This window comes from Paraburkholderia denitrificans (assembly GCF_042655705.1).
Lineage (GTDB): Bacteria > Pseudomonadota > Gammaproteobacteria > Burkholderiales > Burkholderiaceae > Paraburkholderia > Paraburkholderia denitrificans.
This window is the reverse complement of record NZ_JBHSMP010000003.1, coordinates 151384-167583: the sequence shown is the minus strand read 5'-3', so window position 1 is coordinate 167583 and position 16200 is coordinate 151384. Positions and strand designations below refer to the sequence as shown.

13 protein-coding genes are annotated in these 16200 nt (G+C 66.4%); 2 read left to right on the top strand and 11 right to left on the bottom strand.

The annotated features are described in order from the left end of the window. Position 1: 1 nt before the first annotated feature. The 3 genes from ACFPTO_RS01095 to ACFPTO_RS01085 form a co-directional block, all read right to left on the bottom strand. The gene (locus ACFPTO_RS01095; RefSeq protein ID WP_377708807.1) at positions 2 to 1033 is read right to left on the bottom strand and encodes an ABC transporter permease; all 1032 of its coding nucleotides are present in this window, start codon (positions 1031 to 1033) and stop codon (positions 2 to 4) included. Then, entirely contained in the window at positions 1030 to 2556 is a 1527-nt protein-coding gene (locus tag ACFPTO_RS01090; RefSeq protein ID WP_377708806.1) for a sugar ABC transporter ATP-binding protein, read from the bottom strand. The genes ACFPTO_RS01095 and ACFPTO_RS01090 overlap by 4 nt, the downstream gene beginning before the upstream one ends. Before the next feature lie 64 nt (positions 2557 to 2620). Beyond that, a complete protein-coding gene (locus ACFPTO_RS01085; RefSeq protein ID WP_377708847.1) occupies positions 2621 to 3568 on the bottom strand; it encodes an ABC transporter substrate-binding protein in 948 nt (315 codons plus the stop codon). A gap of 255 nt (positions 3569 to 3823) precedes the next feature. Here ACFPTO_RS01085 and ACFPTO_RS01080 point away from each other — a divergent pair, with 255 nt between their 5' ends. Beyond that, positions 3824 to 5566: an IlvD/Edd family dehydratase gene (locus ACFPTO_RS01080; protein ID WP_377708804.1), complete on the top strand. Its 1743-nt coding sequence runs from the start codon at positions 3824 to 3826 to the stop codon at positions 5564 to 5566. A gap of 362 nt (positions 5567 to 5928) precedes the next feature. Here the strand turns inward: ACFPTO_RS01080 and ACFPTO_RS01075 are convergent, their stop codons facing one another. From ACFPTO_RS01075 to ACFPTO_RS01060, 4 genes are all read right to left on the bottom strand, one after another. Then, the gene (locus ACFPTO_RS01075; protein WP_377708802.1) at positions 5929 to 6195 is read right to left on the bottom strand and encodes a DUF4148 domain-containing protein; all 267 of its coding nucleotides are present in this window, start codon (positions 6193 to 6195) and stop codon (positions 5929 to 5931) included. Positions 6196 to 6625: 430 nt separating this feature from the next. Then, positions 6626 to 6940 (bottom strand): antibiotic biosynthesis monooxygenase family protein, encoded by a 315-nt coding sequence (locus ACFPTO_RS01070; protein WP_377708800.1) that lies wholly within the window; start codon positions 6938 to 6940, stop codon positions 6626 to 6628. Between the two features lie 174 nt (positions 6941 to 7114). After that, complete coding sequence (alr, locus tag ACFPTO_RS01065; RefSeq protein ID WP_377708798.1) at positions 7115 to 8242, bottom strand: alanine racemase; 1128 nt, start codon at positions 8240 to 8242, stop codon at positions 7115 to 7117. Positions 8243 to 8416: 174 nt separating this feature from the next. Then, on the bottom strand, positions 8417 to 8884 hold the full coding sequence (locus tag ACFPTO_RS01060; protein WP_377708796.1) for an SET domain-containing protein: 468 nt from the start codon (positions 8882 to 8884) through the stop codon (positions 8417 to 8419). 219 nt (positions 8885 to 9103) lie between these two features. Between ACFPTO_RS01060 and ACFPTO_RS01055 the strand changes: the two genes are divergently transcribed. Then, entirely contained in the window at positions 9104 to 9874 is a 771-nt protein-coding gene (locus ACFPTO_RS01055; protein WP_377708794.1) for a GNAT family N-acetyltransferase, read from the top strand. 60 nt (positions 9875 to 9934) lie between these two features. Here ACFPTO_RS01055 and ACFPTO_RS01050 read toward each other — a convergent pair whose 3' ends face one another. From ACFPTO_RS01050 to ACFPTO_RS01035, 4 genes are all read right to left on the bottom strand, one after another. Beyond that, a complete protein-coding gene (locus ACFPTO_RS01050) occupies positions 9935 to 12805 on the bottom strand; it encodes an Hsp70 family protein (RefSeq protein WP_377708793.1) in 2871 nt (956 codons plus the stop codon). 5 nt (positions 12806 to 12810) lie between these two features. After that, entirely contained in the window at positions 12811 to 14661 is a 1851-nt protein-coding gene (locus tag ACFPTO_RS01045) for an Hsp70 family protein (protein ID WP_377708792.1), read from the bottom strand. Next, a complete protein-coding gene (locus ACFPTO_RS01040) occupies positions 14658 to 15260 on the bottom strand; it encodes a DUF2760 domain-containing protein (protein ID WP_377708791.1) in 603 nt (200 codons plus the stop codon). Before ACFPTO_RS01040 ends, ACFPTO_RS01045 begins: the two co-directional genes overlap by 4 nt. Positions 15261 to 15747: 487 nt before the next feature. Continuing rightward, on the bottom strand, positions 15748 to 16059 hold the full coding sequence (locus ACFPTO_RS01035) for a high-potential iron-sulfur protein (RefSeq protein WP_377708789.1): 312 nt from the start codon (positions 16057 to 16059) through the stop codon (positions 15748 to 15750). Positions 16060 to 16200: the final 141 nt, after the last annotated feature.

The following is a 16200-nucleotide window of genomic DNA, read 5'->3' as shown; positions in this document are numbered from 1 at the left end:
CTCAGGCACGCGCACGCGCTCGCGTGCGGCGTACATTGGCGGCCCGCCGCAGTTGCCGCGCGGCAAACGCACGGGCCGCCTGCGACTGGATCAGCGTCACGAGCAGCACGACGACGGCCTTGACGACGAGCGTGGCCTCGGGCGGCACGCCGATCGAATAGGTCGTATACGTGAGCGTCTGGATGATGAGTGCGCCGAGCACCGTGCCCGCGAGGCTGAAGCGCCCGCCCGCGAGCGAGGTGCCGCCGAGCGTAACGGCGAGGATCGCGTCCAGTTCGAGCAGCAGGCCCGCGTTGTTGCCGTCGGCGCTGCGCACATTCGAGCTGATGAGGACGCCTGCGATAGCGGCAGTCAGGCCGCAGAACGCGTAGGTGCCGAACACCACGGCCTGCGACGACAGACCGGCGAGCCGGGCCGCCACCGGATTCACGCCGATCGAACGGATGAAGAGTCCGAGCGCGGTCTGGTTGACGATGAGCGCGGTGACAATCGTGACGGCGAGCGTGATCCACACGTCGCACGGCACGAGCGCGAAGTAACCGCCGCCCGCGAACAGATAACCGGGCGCGCCGATGGGAATGATCTGCCCGTCCGTGAGCAGTTGCGCGACGCCGCGCCCGGCCACCATCAGGATCAAGGTGGCGATGATCGGCTGCATGCCGACGAACGCCACGAGCAGACCATTCCACATGCCCGCGAGCAGGCCCACGGCGAGCGCTGCGCCGAAGGCGGCGGGCACGTGCGACGGATCGTCGGCGAGCACGGTCGCAGCGGCCGCGCCTGCGATGGCCACCACGGCGCCCACCGAAATGTCGATGCCGCGCGTGGCGATCACGAGCGTCATCCCGAGCGACACGACGACGAGCGGCGCGGCGTTCATCAGAATGTCGATGGGCGCGCCGAACAGGTGCCCGGAGAGCAGCGTGATCGACAGGAAATTCGCGCGGTGATCGACGTCGATGGCGAACAGGCACACGAGCGTCGCCACCGGCCACATGAGCGGATGCCGGAACAGCGCGGACAGACGCATCATCGGCGGCCTCCGGCGATCAGGTCGTAGACCTCGTCTTCGGAGCGGCCGTGACCGTTCAGCTCGGCCACCTTGCGGCGGTCGCGCAGCACGGCGATGCGGTCGCTCACGCGAACCACTTCACCGATCTCCGACGAGATGAACAGAATGCCGAGCCCCCTCGCGCACAGCGCGCGCACGCGATCCATGATTTCGAACTTCGCGGCGACGTCGATGCCGCGCGTGGGCTCGTCGAGTATCAGCAGCTTAGGCTCCGTCGCGAGCCAGCGGGCGAGCAGCACCTTCTGCTGATTGCCGCCCGAAAGCAGGCCGATGGGCTGCTCGGCGTCGCGCGCCTTGATGCCGAGTTGCGCGATGTATGCGTTGGCGAGTTCGCGTTGCCGCGCGCGGCTGATCATGCGCCACCAGCCGCGTCGCGCCTGCAGCGCGAGCACGATGTTCTCGCGGATCGACAGGTCCGCGATGACGCCTTCCTTCTTGCGGTCCTCGGGGCCGTACGCCATGCCGTGGCGCACCGCATCGCGCGGCGAGGACAGCTTTACCGTTGCGCCGTCAATCGACACGTCGCCCGTGTCTGCGCGCTCCGCGCCGAACAACAGGCGCGCGGTTTCCGTGCGCCCGGAGCCGAGCAGTCCCGCGAGACCGAGTATCTGGCCAGGCTGCACGTCGAGGTCGAGCGGATTGAGCACGCCGCGGCGCGCCACGCCGCGCGCGCGCAGATAAGGCGCGGCCGGTGCGCCCGGTGCACCCGTCGCCGGGGGCGCTTGCGTTTCGACCGGTTCGAGCCGTTCGCGCGCAAGCTGCTGGCCGACCATTTTCGCGACCAGCGTTTGCACGGGCAGATCGGCGGCCGGATATTCGCCTTCGCGCTCGCCGTTGCACATGACCGTGATGCGATCGGAGATCGCGTAGGTCTGTTCGAGAAAGTGCGTGACGAACAGAATCGCGATGCCCGCGTCCCTCAGTTTTCGCAGGACGTCGAAGAGCCGCGTGACTTCGCTGTCGTCGAGGCTCGAAGTCGGTTCGTCGAGGATCAGGATGCGCGCATCCACCGACATGGCGCGTGCAATCGCCACCATTTGCTGCATTGCGATGGGATACGTGTCGAGCGATTGCGTGACGTCGAGCGCGAGATTCAGTTCGGCGAGCGCTTCCTCCGCGCGGCGGTGGATCGACTTCCAGTCGATCAGGCCGCGCCGCCGCGGCTGGCGCCCCGCGAAGATGTTTTCCGCGACCGAGAGATTCGGGCAGAGATTGACCTCCTGATAGAGCGTCTGAATCCCGGCCGCTTCTGCTTCGAGCGGCGTCGAGAAGTGCACCGGCGCGCCAGCAAGCCGGATTTCTCCTGCTTCGGGCTGGTGCACGCCGGTCAGGACGTTGATGAGGGTCGATTTACCGGCGCCGTTCTGACCCATCAAGGTGTGGATCTCGCCGGGAAAGAGCCGGAAATCGACGTTCACGAGCGCGTGCACGCCTGGAAACGTGCGCGACAGCCCGTGGGTTTCAAGAATCGGAGAGGCGCTCATAAAGTGACCGGTACGCAAGAGCGGGTGGCACGCGCGAGGCGTGTCACCCGCTCTTGCGCGGATTTCAGTACTTGCGCGACGGCAGCACCTGCGCCGCCACGTTCATCGGGAACACCGTCTCGTTCGTCACGATGCGTTTGGGCAACTGCTTGCCCGCCACGACGTCCTTCACGGCGGACATCAATTGCGGCCCGAGCAGCGGGCTGCATTCGACGTCGACGTTCATCTTGCCCGCCATCATCGCTTCGAAGCCGCCCTTGGTCGCGTCGAACGACACCACGCTGATGTCCTTGCCCGGCTTCAAACCGGCTTCCTCCATCGCCTGGATCGCGCCGAGCGCCATGTCGTCGTTATGCGCGTAGACGACGTTGATCTTGTTGCCGTAGGTCTTGGCGAACGCCTCCATCACCTGCTTGCCGCCCGCGAGCGTGAAGTCGCCGCTCTGCGATGCGATGATCTTGAACTTCGGATCGTTCCTGATCACTTCCATGAGACCCGCATGGCGATCGTTGGCAGGTGCGGAGCCCACCGTGCCCTGAAGCTCGACGATGTTGACCGGACCGGCGTCGTTCTTGTAGTGCTCTTCAAGCCAGTGGCCGCCGCGATGGCCTTCCTCCATGAAGTCGGAGCCGATCATCGTCACGTAAAGCGAAGTTTCCTTCACGTCGATGTTGCGGTCGGTGAGGATCACCGGAATATGCGCGCGCTTTGCTTCCTGCAACACCGGCTCCCAGCCCGATTCGACCACGGGCGAGAACGCGATCACGTCCACTTTCTGCGCGATATATGATCGGATCGCCTTGATCTGGTTTTCCTGCTTTTGCTGGGCGTCCGAGAATTTGAGGTTGATACCGGCGTCTTTTGCCGCCTGCTTGACGGACACCGTATTGGCAGTCCGCCACGCGCTTTCGGCGCCGACCTGGGCGAAGCCCAGTGTGATCTGCTTGTCTTCGGCGTGGCCGGGGCCCGCCGCGAATGCGAACGCGGCCGCCATGAGTCCGCCCGCGACCATGCGAGTTGCCAGTTTCATGCGTGTCTCCAATGTAGCTTGCGTTGTATTCGTTTAATTCAGGGCGCTACACCCATCGTCCAACACGGTGGACACTGTCACGAGCATGGCGCGCCTTTGAGACTGCCGGCATCACTACCGAGGTAAATAGTCAAACCATATACACGGAATATTGCGGTTTCGATCCGCGTTTACCCGGTCATTTCCGTATATATAGTCATGCTATTTATAGTACATCGTCACCAAAAAGGTACTGCTATGAACGCGCATACGAAGAAGCTTCGCTCGGCCGCGTGGTTCGGTACGGTCGACAAGAACGGCTTCATGTATCGAAGCTGGATGAAGAACCAGGGAATCCCCGATCACGAGTTCGACGGCCGGCCGATCATCGGCATCTGCAATACCTGGTCCGAACTCACGCCTTGCAACGCGCACTTTCGCCAGCTCGCCGACCGCGTGAAGCGCGGCGTCTACGAAGCCGGAGGATTTCCCGTCGAATTTCCCGTGTTCTCCAACGGAGAATCGAATCTGCGGCCGACCGCGATGTTCACGCGCAATCTCGCCTCGATGGACGTCGAAGAAGCGATCCGGGGTAATCCGATCGACGCCGTCGTGCTGCTCGCGGGCTGCGACAAGACCACGCCCGCACTGCTGATGGGCGCCGCGAGCTGCGACGTGCCCGCAATCGTCGTGAGCGGCGGGCCGATGCTCAACGGCAAGCACGAAGGGCGCGATATCGGCTCGGGCACCGTGGTCTGGCAGCTGAGCGAGCAGGTGAAAGCCGGGCGCATCTCGATTCACGAATTCATGTCGGCGGAAGCGGGCATGTCGCGTTCGGCGGGCACCTGCAACACGATGGGCACCGCGTCGACCATGGCCTGCATGGCCGAGGCGCTCGGCGTGACGCTGCCGCACAACGCGGCGATTCCCGCCGTCGATGCGCGCCGTTATGTGCTCGCGCAACTTTCCGGCACGCGCATTGTCGAGATGGCGCTGGAGGATCTGCGCCTCTCGAAGCTGCTCACACGCGAGGCGTTCGAGAACGCGATCCGCACGAACGCGGCCATCGGCGGCTCGACCAACGCGGCCATTCACCTGAAGGCGATTGCGGGGCGTATTGGCGTGCCGCTCGAACTCGACGACTGGACCCGCATTGGGCGCGGCACGCCGACCATCGTCGATCTGCAGCCCTCGGGCCGGTTTCTGATGGAAGAGTTTTACTACGCGGGCGGCCTGCCCGCCGTGTTGCGCCGGCTTGGCGAGGCCGGGCTGCTGCCGCATCCGGATGCGCTCACCGCAAACGGCAAATCGCTCTGGGAGAACGTGCGGGAAGCGCCCATTTACGACGCGGAAGTGGTCCGGCCGCTCGACAAGCCGCTCGTGCACGACGGCGGGCTGCGCGTGCTGCGCGGCAACCTCGCGCCGAACGGCGCGGTGCTGAAGCCATCGGCGGCGACGGCCTCGCTGCTCAAGCATCGCGGACCTGCCGTGGTGTTCGAGGATTTCGACGACTACAAGCGGCGCATTGCCGATCCCGGTCTCGACGTCACGCCCGACTCGGTGCTCGTGCTGAAGAACTGCGGACCGAAGGGTTATCCGGGCATGGCCGAGGTCGGCAACATGGGCTTGCCGCCGAAACTGCTCGAAGCGGGCGTGACCGACATGGTGCGCATTTCGGATGCGCGCATGAGCGGTACGGCGTATGGGACCGTGGTGCTGCACGTCGCGCCGGAAGCGCGCGCGGGCGGACCGCTTGCGGTCGTGCGCGACGGCGACTGGATCGAGCTGGACTGCGACGTGGGAACGCTGCATGTCGAGATCGGCGACGACGAGATTCGCGCGCGTCTCGCCCAGTGGGCGAAGACGCAGGAGGATGTGCCCGTCGAGCGTGGCGGCTATCGCAGTCTCTACATCGACCACGTGCTGCAAGCCGATGAAGGCTGCGACTTCGATTTCCTTGTCGGCTGCCGCGGCGCCGACGTGCCGCGGCATTCGCATTGAAGCGGGCTGCGGCCCGTATCGACGCCATCCGAATCAGGAGGATGCAGCGTGAGCGCACCGGACCAGCCGATCCGGCAGGTGCTCGATAACGACAAAGCCGCGGTACTCGCCAAGGACGTCGATGCGTTCGTCGCGCTCTACGACCGGAACGTGCTGGTGTTCGACAAGTGGCGCGTGTGGTCGTACGACGGCATCGCGGCGTGGCATTGCGCGCGATTTCAAGGGCGATGTGAAGGTGAACAAAACGAAAATGGCCCGCACTGTCTGCGGGCCATTTCGGGGCGCGGGCGCCGGGTCGAAACCACCGGGATACCCACGTCAGAGCGCTTCGAAGCGCAACGGCGATTCATCAGCTCAATAGCTTACTGGGCTGCCTGGCCTTGCTCCGACGAACCGTTTGCCACGCCGCCGACTGCAGCGTTTTCAGCAGCGACGCGGGCTTCGGCAGCCTGAATGTTTGCCGGATAGTCATACGGGTTCGCACGCGACGGGTTGTAGCCTGCCTTTTCGATCTGAATCAGTTCTGCACGCACTTGCGCGCGGGTCATCGGCTGGTTCGACTGGGCGAAAACAGCAACCGGAGCGGCAAGCGTAGCGGCGATAACAACAGCTTGAACGAGCGATTTCATGACTACTACCTCCAAGATTTGTCTTTTTCGGCTGCCGAAAGGGTTATATGCAGCACTGAGGCAAGTGTAGGAGTCTGTAGGATTAGGGTAAATACCTAAAACACGAATTCACTGTTCTCCGGGCGTAAACAATCCGGGCTGAACAGGGCTACCGACCATTGAATTTGACGCGATCCGCAGCAATACGGCCGGTGAGGCGGAACCTCCGGCGCATGCGGCTCGCGCGTGCGGGCGCCACGGGCACAGAAGCCGCGGTTTCGATGTTTTCGTATGATGATTGAGCCGGCCAGAGTGGCCGGCTTGCGCGTCTGGGAGACGGCGAGGCGCACACCGGCCGGAGCCGGTGCGGCCTGCGACGAGCGACCGGGTTGGCGTCAGGGATTGCGGCGATGGGCCGTCGCAGAGGCCAAGGCGGCCCAGGCGCGACGCGTCACTTCACGGTCTGGACGACTTCGAAACCTTCGAACTCCGGATGACCGAGATACAGCGTGCGGCTCGTGCTACCGGCGTTACGATGCGCCGCGCGAAAGGCATCCGAGCGGGTCCAGTCCTCGAACGCCGTGCGGCTCGCCCACACGGTATGGCTCGCATAAAGCACGTGGTCGTCGCGCTGCGGGCCTTTGAGCAGATGAAATTCGACGAAGCCGGGTACGTCCTTGAGATGCGTGTCCCGGTTGAGCCACACGTCCTCGAAGGCGGCTTGCTCATCCGGCGCAACCTTGAAGCGATTCATGGCGATATACATACCGTGGTCCTCTTCTATTTCGATGTCGGTTCAATGTCGGCTCGATGCGCCGCGCGCGCTCGCGCCGAACGGACTTCGATTATAGGCGCGCCGTGCCTGGCTTGAGCCAGCGAGCCGACCATCTCGCCGACCTTCGCCGCCGGAGCGCCACGCCCCATGCGCGCTCAGTCGCACTCAGTTCGTCGTGCACGCCGTCTGCGGCGTCTGAGCGGCTGCGGTGGTAGCCCCGGCCGCCCCGGTCACCTCGACCGGCACGCGGCGTGCAAGCGCGCACATGAGTTCATAGCCGATCGTGCCCGACGCCTCGGCCACTTCGTCCACCTTCACCTGATCGCCCCAGAGTTCGACGGTCGAGCCAATGGCCGCTTGCGGGCACGGCGTGAGATCGACGGTCAGCATGTCCATGGAAACGCGCCCGACGATGCGCGTGCGCACGCCATCGACGGCAATCGGCGTGCCGCTCGGCGCGTGGCGCGGATAGCCGTCCGCGTAGCCGCATGCGACCACGCCGATTCGCATCGGCTGGTCGGCCCGGAACGTGCGTCCGTAGCCGACGGTTTCTTGCGGCGCGAGCGTCTGCACGCCGATGATGCGGCTCGTGAGCGTCATCGCCGCGCGCAGGCCGAAGTCCGCAACATCGCGCGCGACGCCCGTGGGCGAAGCGCCGTAGAGGATCGTGCCGGGCCGCACCCAGTCGCGGTGGGCGCGGGGGTGCCAGAGCACGCCAGCCGAATTCGAGAGCGACTGCTCGCCGGGCATGCCCTGCGTGGCGGCGTCGAATTCATCGAGCTGCCAGTCGATGGCGCCGTCATCGGCCGTGGCGAAGTGGTTCATGAGCCCTACCGAGCCGACCGACGGCAGCGCCGATGCGCGCTCCCACGCGTCGCGAAACACCTGCGGACGAAAGCCGAGCCGGTTCATGCCGGAGTTCATCTTCAGCATGATGTCGATGGGCCGGCGCGGCCTGGCCGCTGCGAGCAGTTGCAACTGCTCGTTGCAGTGGACGGCGACGGTGAGGCGATGATTGTCGGCGAGTTCGACGTCGACAGGCTCGAAGATGCCTTCGAGCAGCAAGATCGGCTTCGTCCAGCCGAGTTCGCGCACGCGCACCGCTTCGTCGAGATCGAGCAGGGCGATGCCGTCCGCCTGCGCGAGCGCGGGGTAAATGCGCTCGATGCCGTGACCGTAGGCGTTGGCCTTGACGACGGTCCAGACGCGGGACGTCGGCGTCATCTGCTTGATGAGTCCAACGTTGTGGCGGACGGCTTCGGGGTGAATACGGGCGGTAATGGGACGCGGCATGACGGTTCGTGATTCGGAGATGATTGGCCTGCGCCGCCCGTTTCGCAGGCAGCGCACTTAGCTTGGGCTAGTGGATTGTGCAATCATATTGATCTTCTGGTGGTTATATTTAATGTATTTGAACAAATTTTTGGACGAATAAACTGCCTCGGTACGTGCGGACGAGAAATTGTCTCAGCGCGCCACGAGCGGCGTGCGTGCCGCGCTGCCGCCGCCCAGCATCGTGCCGCGGCAGCCCGGCGTGCCGCATCGGCACGCGTACATCAGGCGCGTTTCGTCGCTCGCGTCGCTTTCGAGTTCCAGCGCGTAATCGATGAAGAGTTCCTCGCCCGCACGGATATCGCAGATCGCGTCGATGAATACGCGATCGCCAATTTCGATGGTTTCGCAATTCGCCGCGCACGCGTGATTGAGCCAGCGCGCGCCGTTGCCGCCGCGTCCGCCATCGATCACGCGGCCGTTGGAAAGTCCGAACAGAAACGTATGCGCGCAGTCGGCGCGCGACTGCCAGTGGCGCGCCGCCTCGCGCCAGGTGGTTACCTTGCCCCGGTATTCGAAGATCCGTTCGCCCGCGCGCAGCGCGCACAGGGCAAAGACGCCCCGGCCATGCACAGGGGAGTGTCGCACTGAAACTCGTCTCATGATGATCGCGCTCGTCTGGATGGCGCGCAGTATAGGCGTCCAATATTCGCGCGGTGTGAATGTCGCGTGACGCCGCTTTTGTTGGACGATTGAATCTGGGCACGTACAATCGGCCATTCATCGAACGCGATGCGGCATCTTAGCGATGCTAACGATTACTGCAAAAAATCGCGCCTTAAGCGTCATTCGCTTGACGCGCGATTTACGCTTGATTCACGCGTGGCCGGCTTGCAAGACGTAAGCCGATCGCCCCACTCACCACCCTCGCGGGAGCAGACTTTGACACAGCGCCTCAACGAATTCGGGCAACCCATTGGCGAGCCGGTTGCTGGCTGGACACCGCGCGCGCGGCCCGTCGATGTCACCCTGACCGGAACCTGGTGCCGCCTCGAACCGCTCGACGCGGCGCGCCACGCGGACGAGCTGGATCGCGCCTTTCGCGCCGCGCCGGATCAGCGGGCCTGGACCTATCTTTCTGCCGGCCCGTTCGACACCGTCGAGGATTACCGCCGCTACGCCGAAAGGGCGGCGCGCAGCACGGATCCCAAGCACTATGCGGTGATCGACCTCAAGACGGGCCGAGCGGTCGGCACGCTGGCGCTGATGCGGCAGGACCCGGCCAATGGCGTGATCGAAGTCGGCAGTGTGACGTTCTCGCCGCAGCTTCAGCAGACGCCGCTTTCCACCGAGGCGCAGTACCTGCTCATGGCCTACGCGTTCGATACGCTCGGTTATCGACGCTACGAGTGGAAATGCGACAGCCTCAACGCACCTTCGCGCAAGGCGGCGGAGCGTCTGGGCTTTCGCTTCGAGGGGGTTTTCCGCCAGGCCGTGATCGTCAAGGGGCGCACGCGCGACACGGCGTGGTTCTCGATCATCGATACGGAATGGGCGCCGCTCAAGCGTGCGTTCGCGGCGTGGCTGGCGCCGGAAAACTTCGATGAGCACGGGCGGCAGCGCGTGTCGCTCGCCACGCTCCGGGGAGCGTGACGTTCCACATGACGTGCGGCGGGCGGCCCGTGCCGCGCGCGCCGCACCGGCCGCCCGCCGCTACCCGCCGATCAGCTTCAGCCCCGCCGGTAGCGACTCGCCGAACATACGCCCCGTATCGGCGTCGTCGAGCGACACCACTTCGCGGACCATCGCGATCCACGCAGGCGGTGCGTTCGCCGATTCGAGCCGCCGGATGACGGCGTCGCGCACCGCTTGCGGCAGATCCCGCGAGCGGTCGCCGGTCATGCTGGCGATCTGCACGGCGGCGAACATCGCGGGCTCGACCTTGCGCCAGTTCACCGCGAGGATGACGTCGAGCCAGCGCGCCGCCACCTCGGGCGGCACGACACCGTGCGCGCTGCCGTAGAACGGCTGGCGCGCACCGATCCGGCCGACGGCCCACCAGCTTTGCGGGTTTGCCGAGGGCTGCTGAAGCCGCGCGAGCAGTCCCTCGCCAATCTCGATCTTGCGCTCGACCGCAATGTGTTCGAGCGAGGCGTACAACCGGACCATGTCGGCCTGGCTCAGCTTCGCCGGATCGAACGGCAGTTTGTGGCGCTTGGCGCGCGCCGCGGCTTCGAGCCAGTCCATCGCTTCGAGCGCCTGCTGCTGCGCCGATTCGGCGAGCCCGCCCGCCGCGCGCCGCCACAGCGTCCACCACTCCGACCACACCTGGCTATCGTTGACGTGCTGAATGCCGTCGTCGAAGAGCGTCCATAGCTGCTCGACGCGCCACGCGTCGAGCGGATAGCCGAAGCCGGGCCGCACGCAGTAGCCCGCGAGATTCAGCCAGAGCCGTTCATGATCGGCGGAACGCCTGCGCCGGCCCGCGCGTTCCCACAGCGCACCGAACAGTTCGCGCAGCAGCGCGCTATCCCAGTCCTCGCGTGGTCCGAGGCGCTGTTCGAGTTGCGCGCGCAGACGTTTCACTTCCTTCGGATCGACGCTCGCCGAGCGCGGCCCGAATACCCGATCGATGAGTCCGATAGCTTCGTCGAGCAGCGGATGACGCTGCGCTGTTTCCGCTTTGTCGCCAGTCTCACCGCCGTTCTCGCTACGCCGAAGCTGGAATTCCAGCAGCCACCGTTGCGAAGGATCGTCGGTGGCGATGCAATGCACTTCCAGCGTGCCGAGTTCCGTAAGCGATGTCGTGAGCCTGACTTCGCGCTCGCCCGGCGCGTCTGCGCCCGCGCGCTGCACGACGGTCGCGAGCGGCGGCAGGCGCACGAAGTCGCCGCTCGACAGATCGGCAAGCTCGCCGGGCTGCCATGCCGTATCGGCGACGGTGGAGACCAGATGGAACTGCACGGGGTGCCCGAGCCGCAGGGCGAACACGCGGTCGTCGAGATGGATCTCGTGCGCTTCCTGTGTGCCCCGCGGCAGGAGGCAGACGCCGCGCGGTGTCGCGTTTGCGTCGTCGAGCACGAGGAAGTAGCTGCGCGGCGAGCCGCCGCCGATGCGCGGCGCCTCGCCCGAGCGGGCCAGCGCATAGGCGACCGCGCCGCGCGCCACGGCAACGTCCGGCTGGTCGTTTTGCAGGATGTGCAGAGCGTGCCCGCGCCAGTTGCCGAGCGTGTCGGCGAGGCGCGCGGAAAGCGCCTGTGCGCGAAAGACGCCGCCGTTCAGGAGCAGCGTATCGGGCACCGGCACGGACTGTGCCTGTGCGTCGCCCGACGCGTCGCCGGATGTGTTGCCCTCGGCTTGTCCCAACGCTTCGCGCGACGGCGCCGCGAAGCGGTCCAGAAACGCCGCGATGTGCCGCGTGATCGCCGGATCGGCGGCATAGGGCAAGCCGAATTCGACCAGCGCCGCACGCGAGCGGCGCGGCAATTCGCGCGCGCTGGTCTGCGGAAAGAAGCCGTCGACGACCACCTGCTCGACTTCTTCGCGGCGCAGGTGCGTCGTGCGCGCGCCGCCCACGAGCCGCGCGCCCGCGCCGAGCAGCGTGATCGGGACGCTGGCGGGCGCCGCTGCGTCGAGCAATTGTTCCTTCGCGGCGCGGCATCGTTCGACCAGTTGCGACAGACTTGCCGCCGACAGCCGCGTCTCGCCCGATTGCGCCGCGGCAAGACGCGCCTCCACGAGATGCGCGAGCGCGAGATCCATGTTGTCGCCGCCGAGCATCAGATGGTTGCCCACGCCGATGCGCGTCAACTGCGGCTTGCCGTCCTCCACCTGCACCTTGATGAGCGTGAGGTCGGTCGTGCCGCCGCCCACGTCGCAGACCAGCACGAGGCGCGTGCTGGCGAGTTCGGCGTCGAGCGTCGCGCGATGGTGGAACAGCCAGTCGTAGAACGCGGCCTGCGGTTCTTCGAGCAGGCGCAGCGCGGGCAGCCCGGCGAGCCGCGCGGCTTCGAGCGTCAGCGCGCGCGCGCCGTCGTCGAACGAGGCGGGCACGGTGAGGACCACATCCTGCTGTTCGAGCGGCGCATGCGGGAAACGCCGGTTCCACGCGGCGCGCACGTGCGCCAGGTAGCTGGCGCTGGCGGCGACGGGCGAGACCTTCTGCGCGTCATCGGGCGCGCCCCACGGCAGGATCGGCGCGAGACGGTCGACCGACGCGTGCGAGAGCCAGCTCTTCGCGCTGCTCACGAGCCGCCCCGGCACCTGCGCGCCGAGCGTGCGCGCGAACTGGCCGATCACGGCCAGCGGCGCTTCAGTGGCATCGGCGCTATCGGCGGGATTGGCGGGATCGGCCGTAGCGGCGTCGCTCCACGGCAGGCGCAGATCGTCTGCCGCCAGTTCGCCCGTCGCCGGGTGATAGCGCGCGGACGGCAACAGCGGCCGCGCGTGCACTTCGCCCGGACCCACGAGCTGATCGACGTCGAAGACGCGGATCTGCCCGCCGCCCGCCTTGCTGTCCGCCTCGACGTACGCCACGACGGTGTTGCTCGTCCCGAGGTCGATGCCGACGAGGTATGACTTCATCGGACTCAAGCGTTGACGCCGCCGCGCACGTCGAATTCGACTTTCCAGCGCTCGTTGGTGCCGCTCGATACGGCTTCGAGTTCGAGCGTGCCCGCTTCGGTCACGCGCGCGTGCAGCTTCACCGGCACGACTTCGCCGGCTGTGCGGCCTTCGGGCGGCAGCGTGGCCTGGATTTCCTCGAGTTCCTGCAGTTCGTCGGGCGACCAGTAGTCGAGCATCGTGCCGACCTGATCCTGCCGACGCACCGACGATCCGAAGAAGCGGAAGTGCACAGGCTCGCCGACCACGAGGCCGAATTCCTGCGGCGGCAGCGCGGCGTCCGTGCCTTCTTCCATGCCGAAGGGCGCGACGCACAGCGCCGAAACCGGCGGTTCGAGACCGGGGACGGCAGGCATGGCCGATTCGATTGCGATGTAGTACGCGCGCGCCGTGCCGCCGCGAATGCGCACGCCTTTGCCGCGCTTCACGTAGCCGTAGTACGCGGCGCCGCGTGCGACGGCGAGATCGAGGTCGGCGCCGCCGAGCAGACGTGCGGGTGCCGCGCCCTCGGCGGCGAGCCAGCCGTTGAGCACGCCGAGAATGCGCTCGGTCAGCAGGTCGGACTTGAACACGCCGCCGTTGAACAGCACGGCGGTCGGATGGAGGAAGCTCGCGCCCGGCGCGGCGGACACGCCGCCGAGTCCGGCGAATTCGGCGAGCGCGGCGACCTGCCTGCCGAGGAAGGCAGCGAGGTGCCGCGTGATGCCCGCGTCCTGCGCGTACGGCAGGCCGAGCTGCGTGAGGCCGGCACGCGTGCGGCTCACGGGCCGCGCTGCGGCGTCGGCCTGCGGGAAGAAGCCTTCGAGAATGGTTTGCGTGAGTTCGTCGCGGGTCAGCTCGGTGCGGATCGAGCCGCCGATCAGCTTCGAGCCGCGGCTCGGCACGACGAGCGGCACGGCGCTCGCGGCGGGGTCGCTCAGCAGCGTTTCCTTGGCGGCGCGGCACGCGTAGGTCAGCGCACGCAATTGCCACGGATCGGCCTGCGTGCCCTGCGCCGCGAGCTTGCGCGCGACGACATGCGCGAGTGCGAGGTCCATGTTGTCGCCGCCCAGCAGAATGTGTTCGCCCACGGCGACGCGATGCAGTTCGAGATTGCCTTCGCGCTCGATGACGGCGATCAGCGAGAGGTCGGTCGTGCCGCCGCCCACGTCGACGACCAGAATGATGTCGCCCACCTTCACTTCTTTGCGCCACGCGCCGCCGCTCTTCTGGATCCAGCTATAGAGCGCGGCCTGCGGCTCCTCCAGCAGCGTCATGCGCGCATAGCCGGCCGCCTGCGCGGCCTCGGCGGTCAGTTCGCGCGCGGCGGGATCGAACGAGGCCGGAATCGTGACGGTGACGTCCTGGTCGCCGAACGGCGCGTCGGGATGCGCGTGGTCCCACGCTTCGCGCAAATGCGTGAGGTAGCGCACCGAGCTTTCGAGCGGCGAAACGCGCGCGACTTCGGGCGGCGCATCGCTCGGCAGGATGGCCGCGCGACGATCCACGCCGGGATGGCACAGCCAGCTCTTGGCGCTCGACACGAGGCGGATCGGCGTGCCCGCGCCGCGGCTGCGCGCGAGTTCGCCCACGGCATAGTCGCGGCTCGCGGTCCACGGCAGGCTCAGGTCGCCGGGCGTGAGTTCGCCCGGATGCGGCAGATAGAGAAACGACGGCAGCAGATTCGGCGATTCGAGCGTGCCGGGCGCGGTGAGCTGCGCGACCGGCAGCACGCCCTGGCTGGCCTTGTCGCCGTCACTCGCGGCGAGATCGACGTAGGACAGCGCGCAGTGCGTCGTGCCGAGATCGATACCGATGGAATAGCGCGGGTCGCTCATAGCTCCACCTCCGCCGGGGCGATCACGGTCACGTCGTGGGTCTTGACGAGCTTCGGCAGGCGGACATCGGCGACGCGCCAGCCGCGGTGCGCGATGCTGCCGTTAAACGGCGCCTTGCCGACGACGTTGCCGGTGAGGCGGACCGCACCGGCGTCGAAGCCTTCGGCGAGCGTGATGCGGCTGCCTTCGGCTTCGTTGCGCACGGGCTCGATCGTGAAGTGCTCGCGCAGCGTCGTGCGGCAGCCTTCGTGAACGAGGCGGGCTGCGGCGCCGATATCGGCATCGGAATAGCCCGCGATGTTCTCTTCGACGAAATCGACGAAGCGCGCGTTGCGCTGGAGCAGGCCCAGCAGTTGAAGGGCCGAATCAGGGCTCGCTGCCTCGATGGCGGGCGCGGGCTGCACGGGGGCGGGCGCAGGTTGCACGGCGGCGGGCGCCGCAACGGGTGCAGCAACGGGCGCTGCGGCGGATTCCGGCAGCGGTGCGCCTTCGCGCAGGCGGCGGACATTGGCGGCGAGGCTGCTGTCGCCGAGAATGGCGAAAAACGAGCCGACGGCGACGGAAAGCCGGCCGACGAACGAAAGATTCGAATCGGTCATGAAAAACTGCTCCTGGAGGCTCGCCTGAAGGGCGAGCAGGCCGGCCGGGGCTCGATGCGAGCCATGCAGGCGGCGGCCAGCGTGGAAAATCCGGGCCCGGTGAGGGCTCAAAACTGCTATTTTGCCTTGTTGCGGCCGCAAGCCGGGCAAAATCCGGCCGCGATGCCCGGCGACGGCGCTTTTGCGCGCGTGCCGCCGTTGGCCATTCCCGTGTGATCTGCTCGCCTGGTAACGATTTGGCGACCGCGTTGTTGACGCCTGGTTGACACCTGGTTGACGACGCGTTTTTGTCGACGCATGGTGAACCCTTCACGCCGCCGTGCAGACATTGTCCTGCCACGGTCGAGCGACGCCGCCTGGCGGATTCCGGGCTGCCGAATATATAACGGAGTGCGAATCAAAATAGCGCGCAGGCTGCGGTGAACGCAGCCTGCGCGCCTGCTTCGAGGAACTTCTGGAAAGGGGGCGTCGAGCGCCGTTGCGGGCGTTACGCCTTCTTCACATAGGCATTGCACCAGCCGGTGCTGTCGACGAGCTTGCCGCCGAAGATCGGGCAAGGCCCGGTCGCTGCACCCGCCTTACCCTGAAACAACTGGCAGTTCGAGCACGACTGGCCGGCCTGAAACTTGGGGTACTTTGCCTTGTCCACCTGCGCGGCATGGGTCCGGTAGCCCATCGCCTGGGCCTGGGGATCGCTCTCGGAGAGCGCCGGGGCGTCGGCGCGCGCCTCCTCGGTGAGGATCGACGACGAAGCGAGCGTGGCGGCGATAGCAATGAACTTACGACGTGAGCATGGCATCACAAGACTCCCTCTAATGGAGCGCGCCTTGGGGAAAGGATCGCGCGAGTTGGTGTTTGGGTCGAATGTTGCAGTAACGAGCCTAAAACTTGCTGCAGGCTGCCGCAAGAAATTTTGCAACGTTTTCGAATTGGCTGGCGC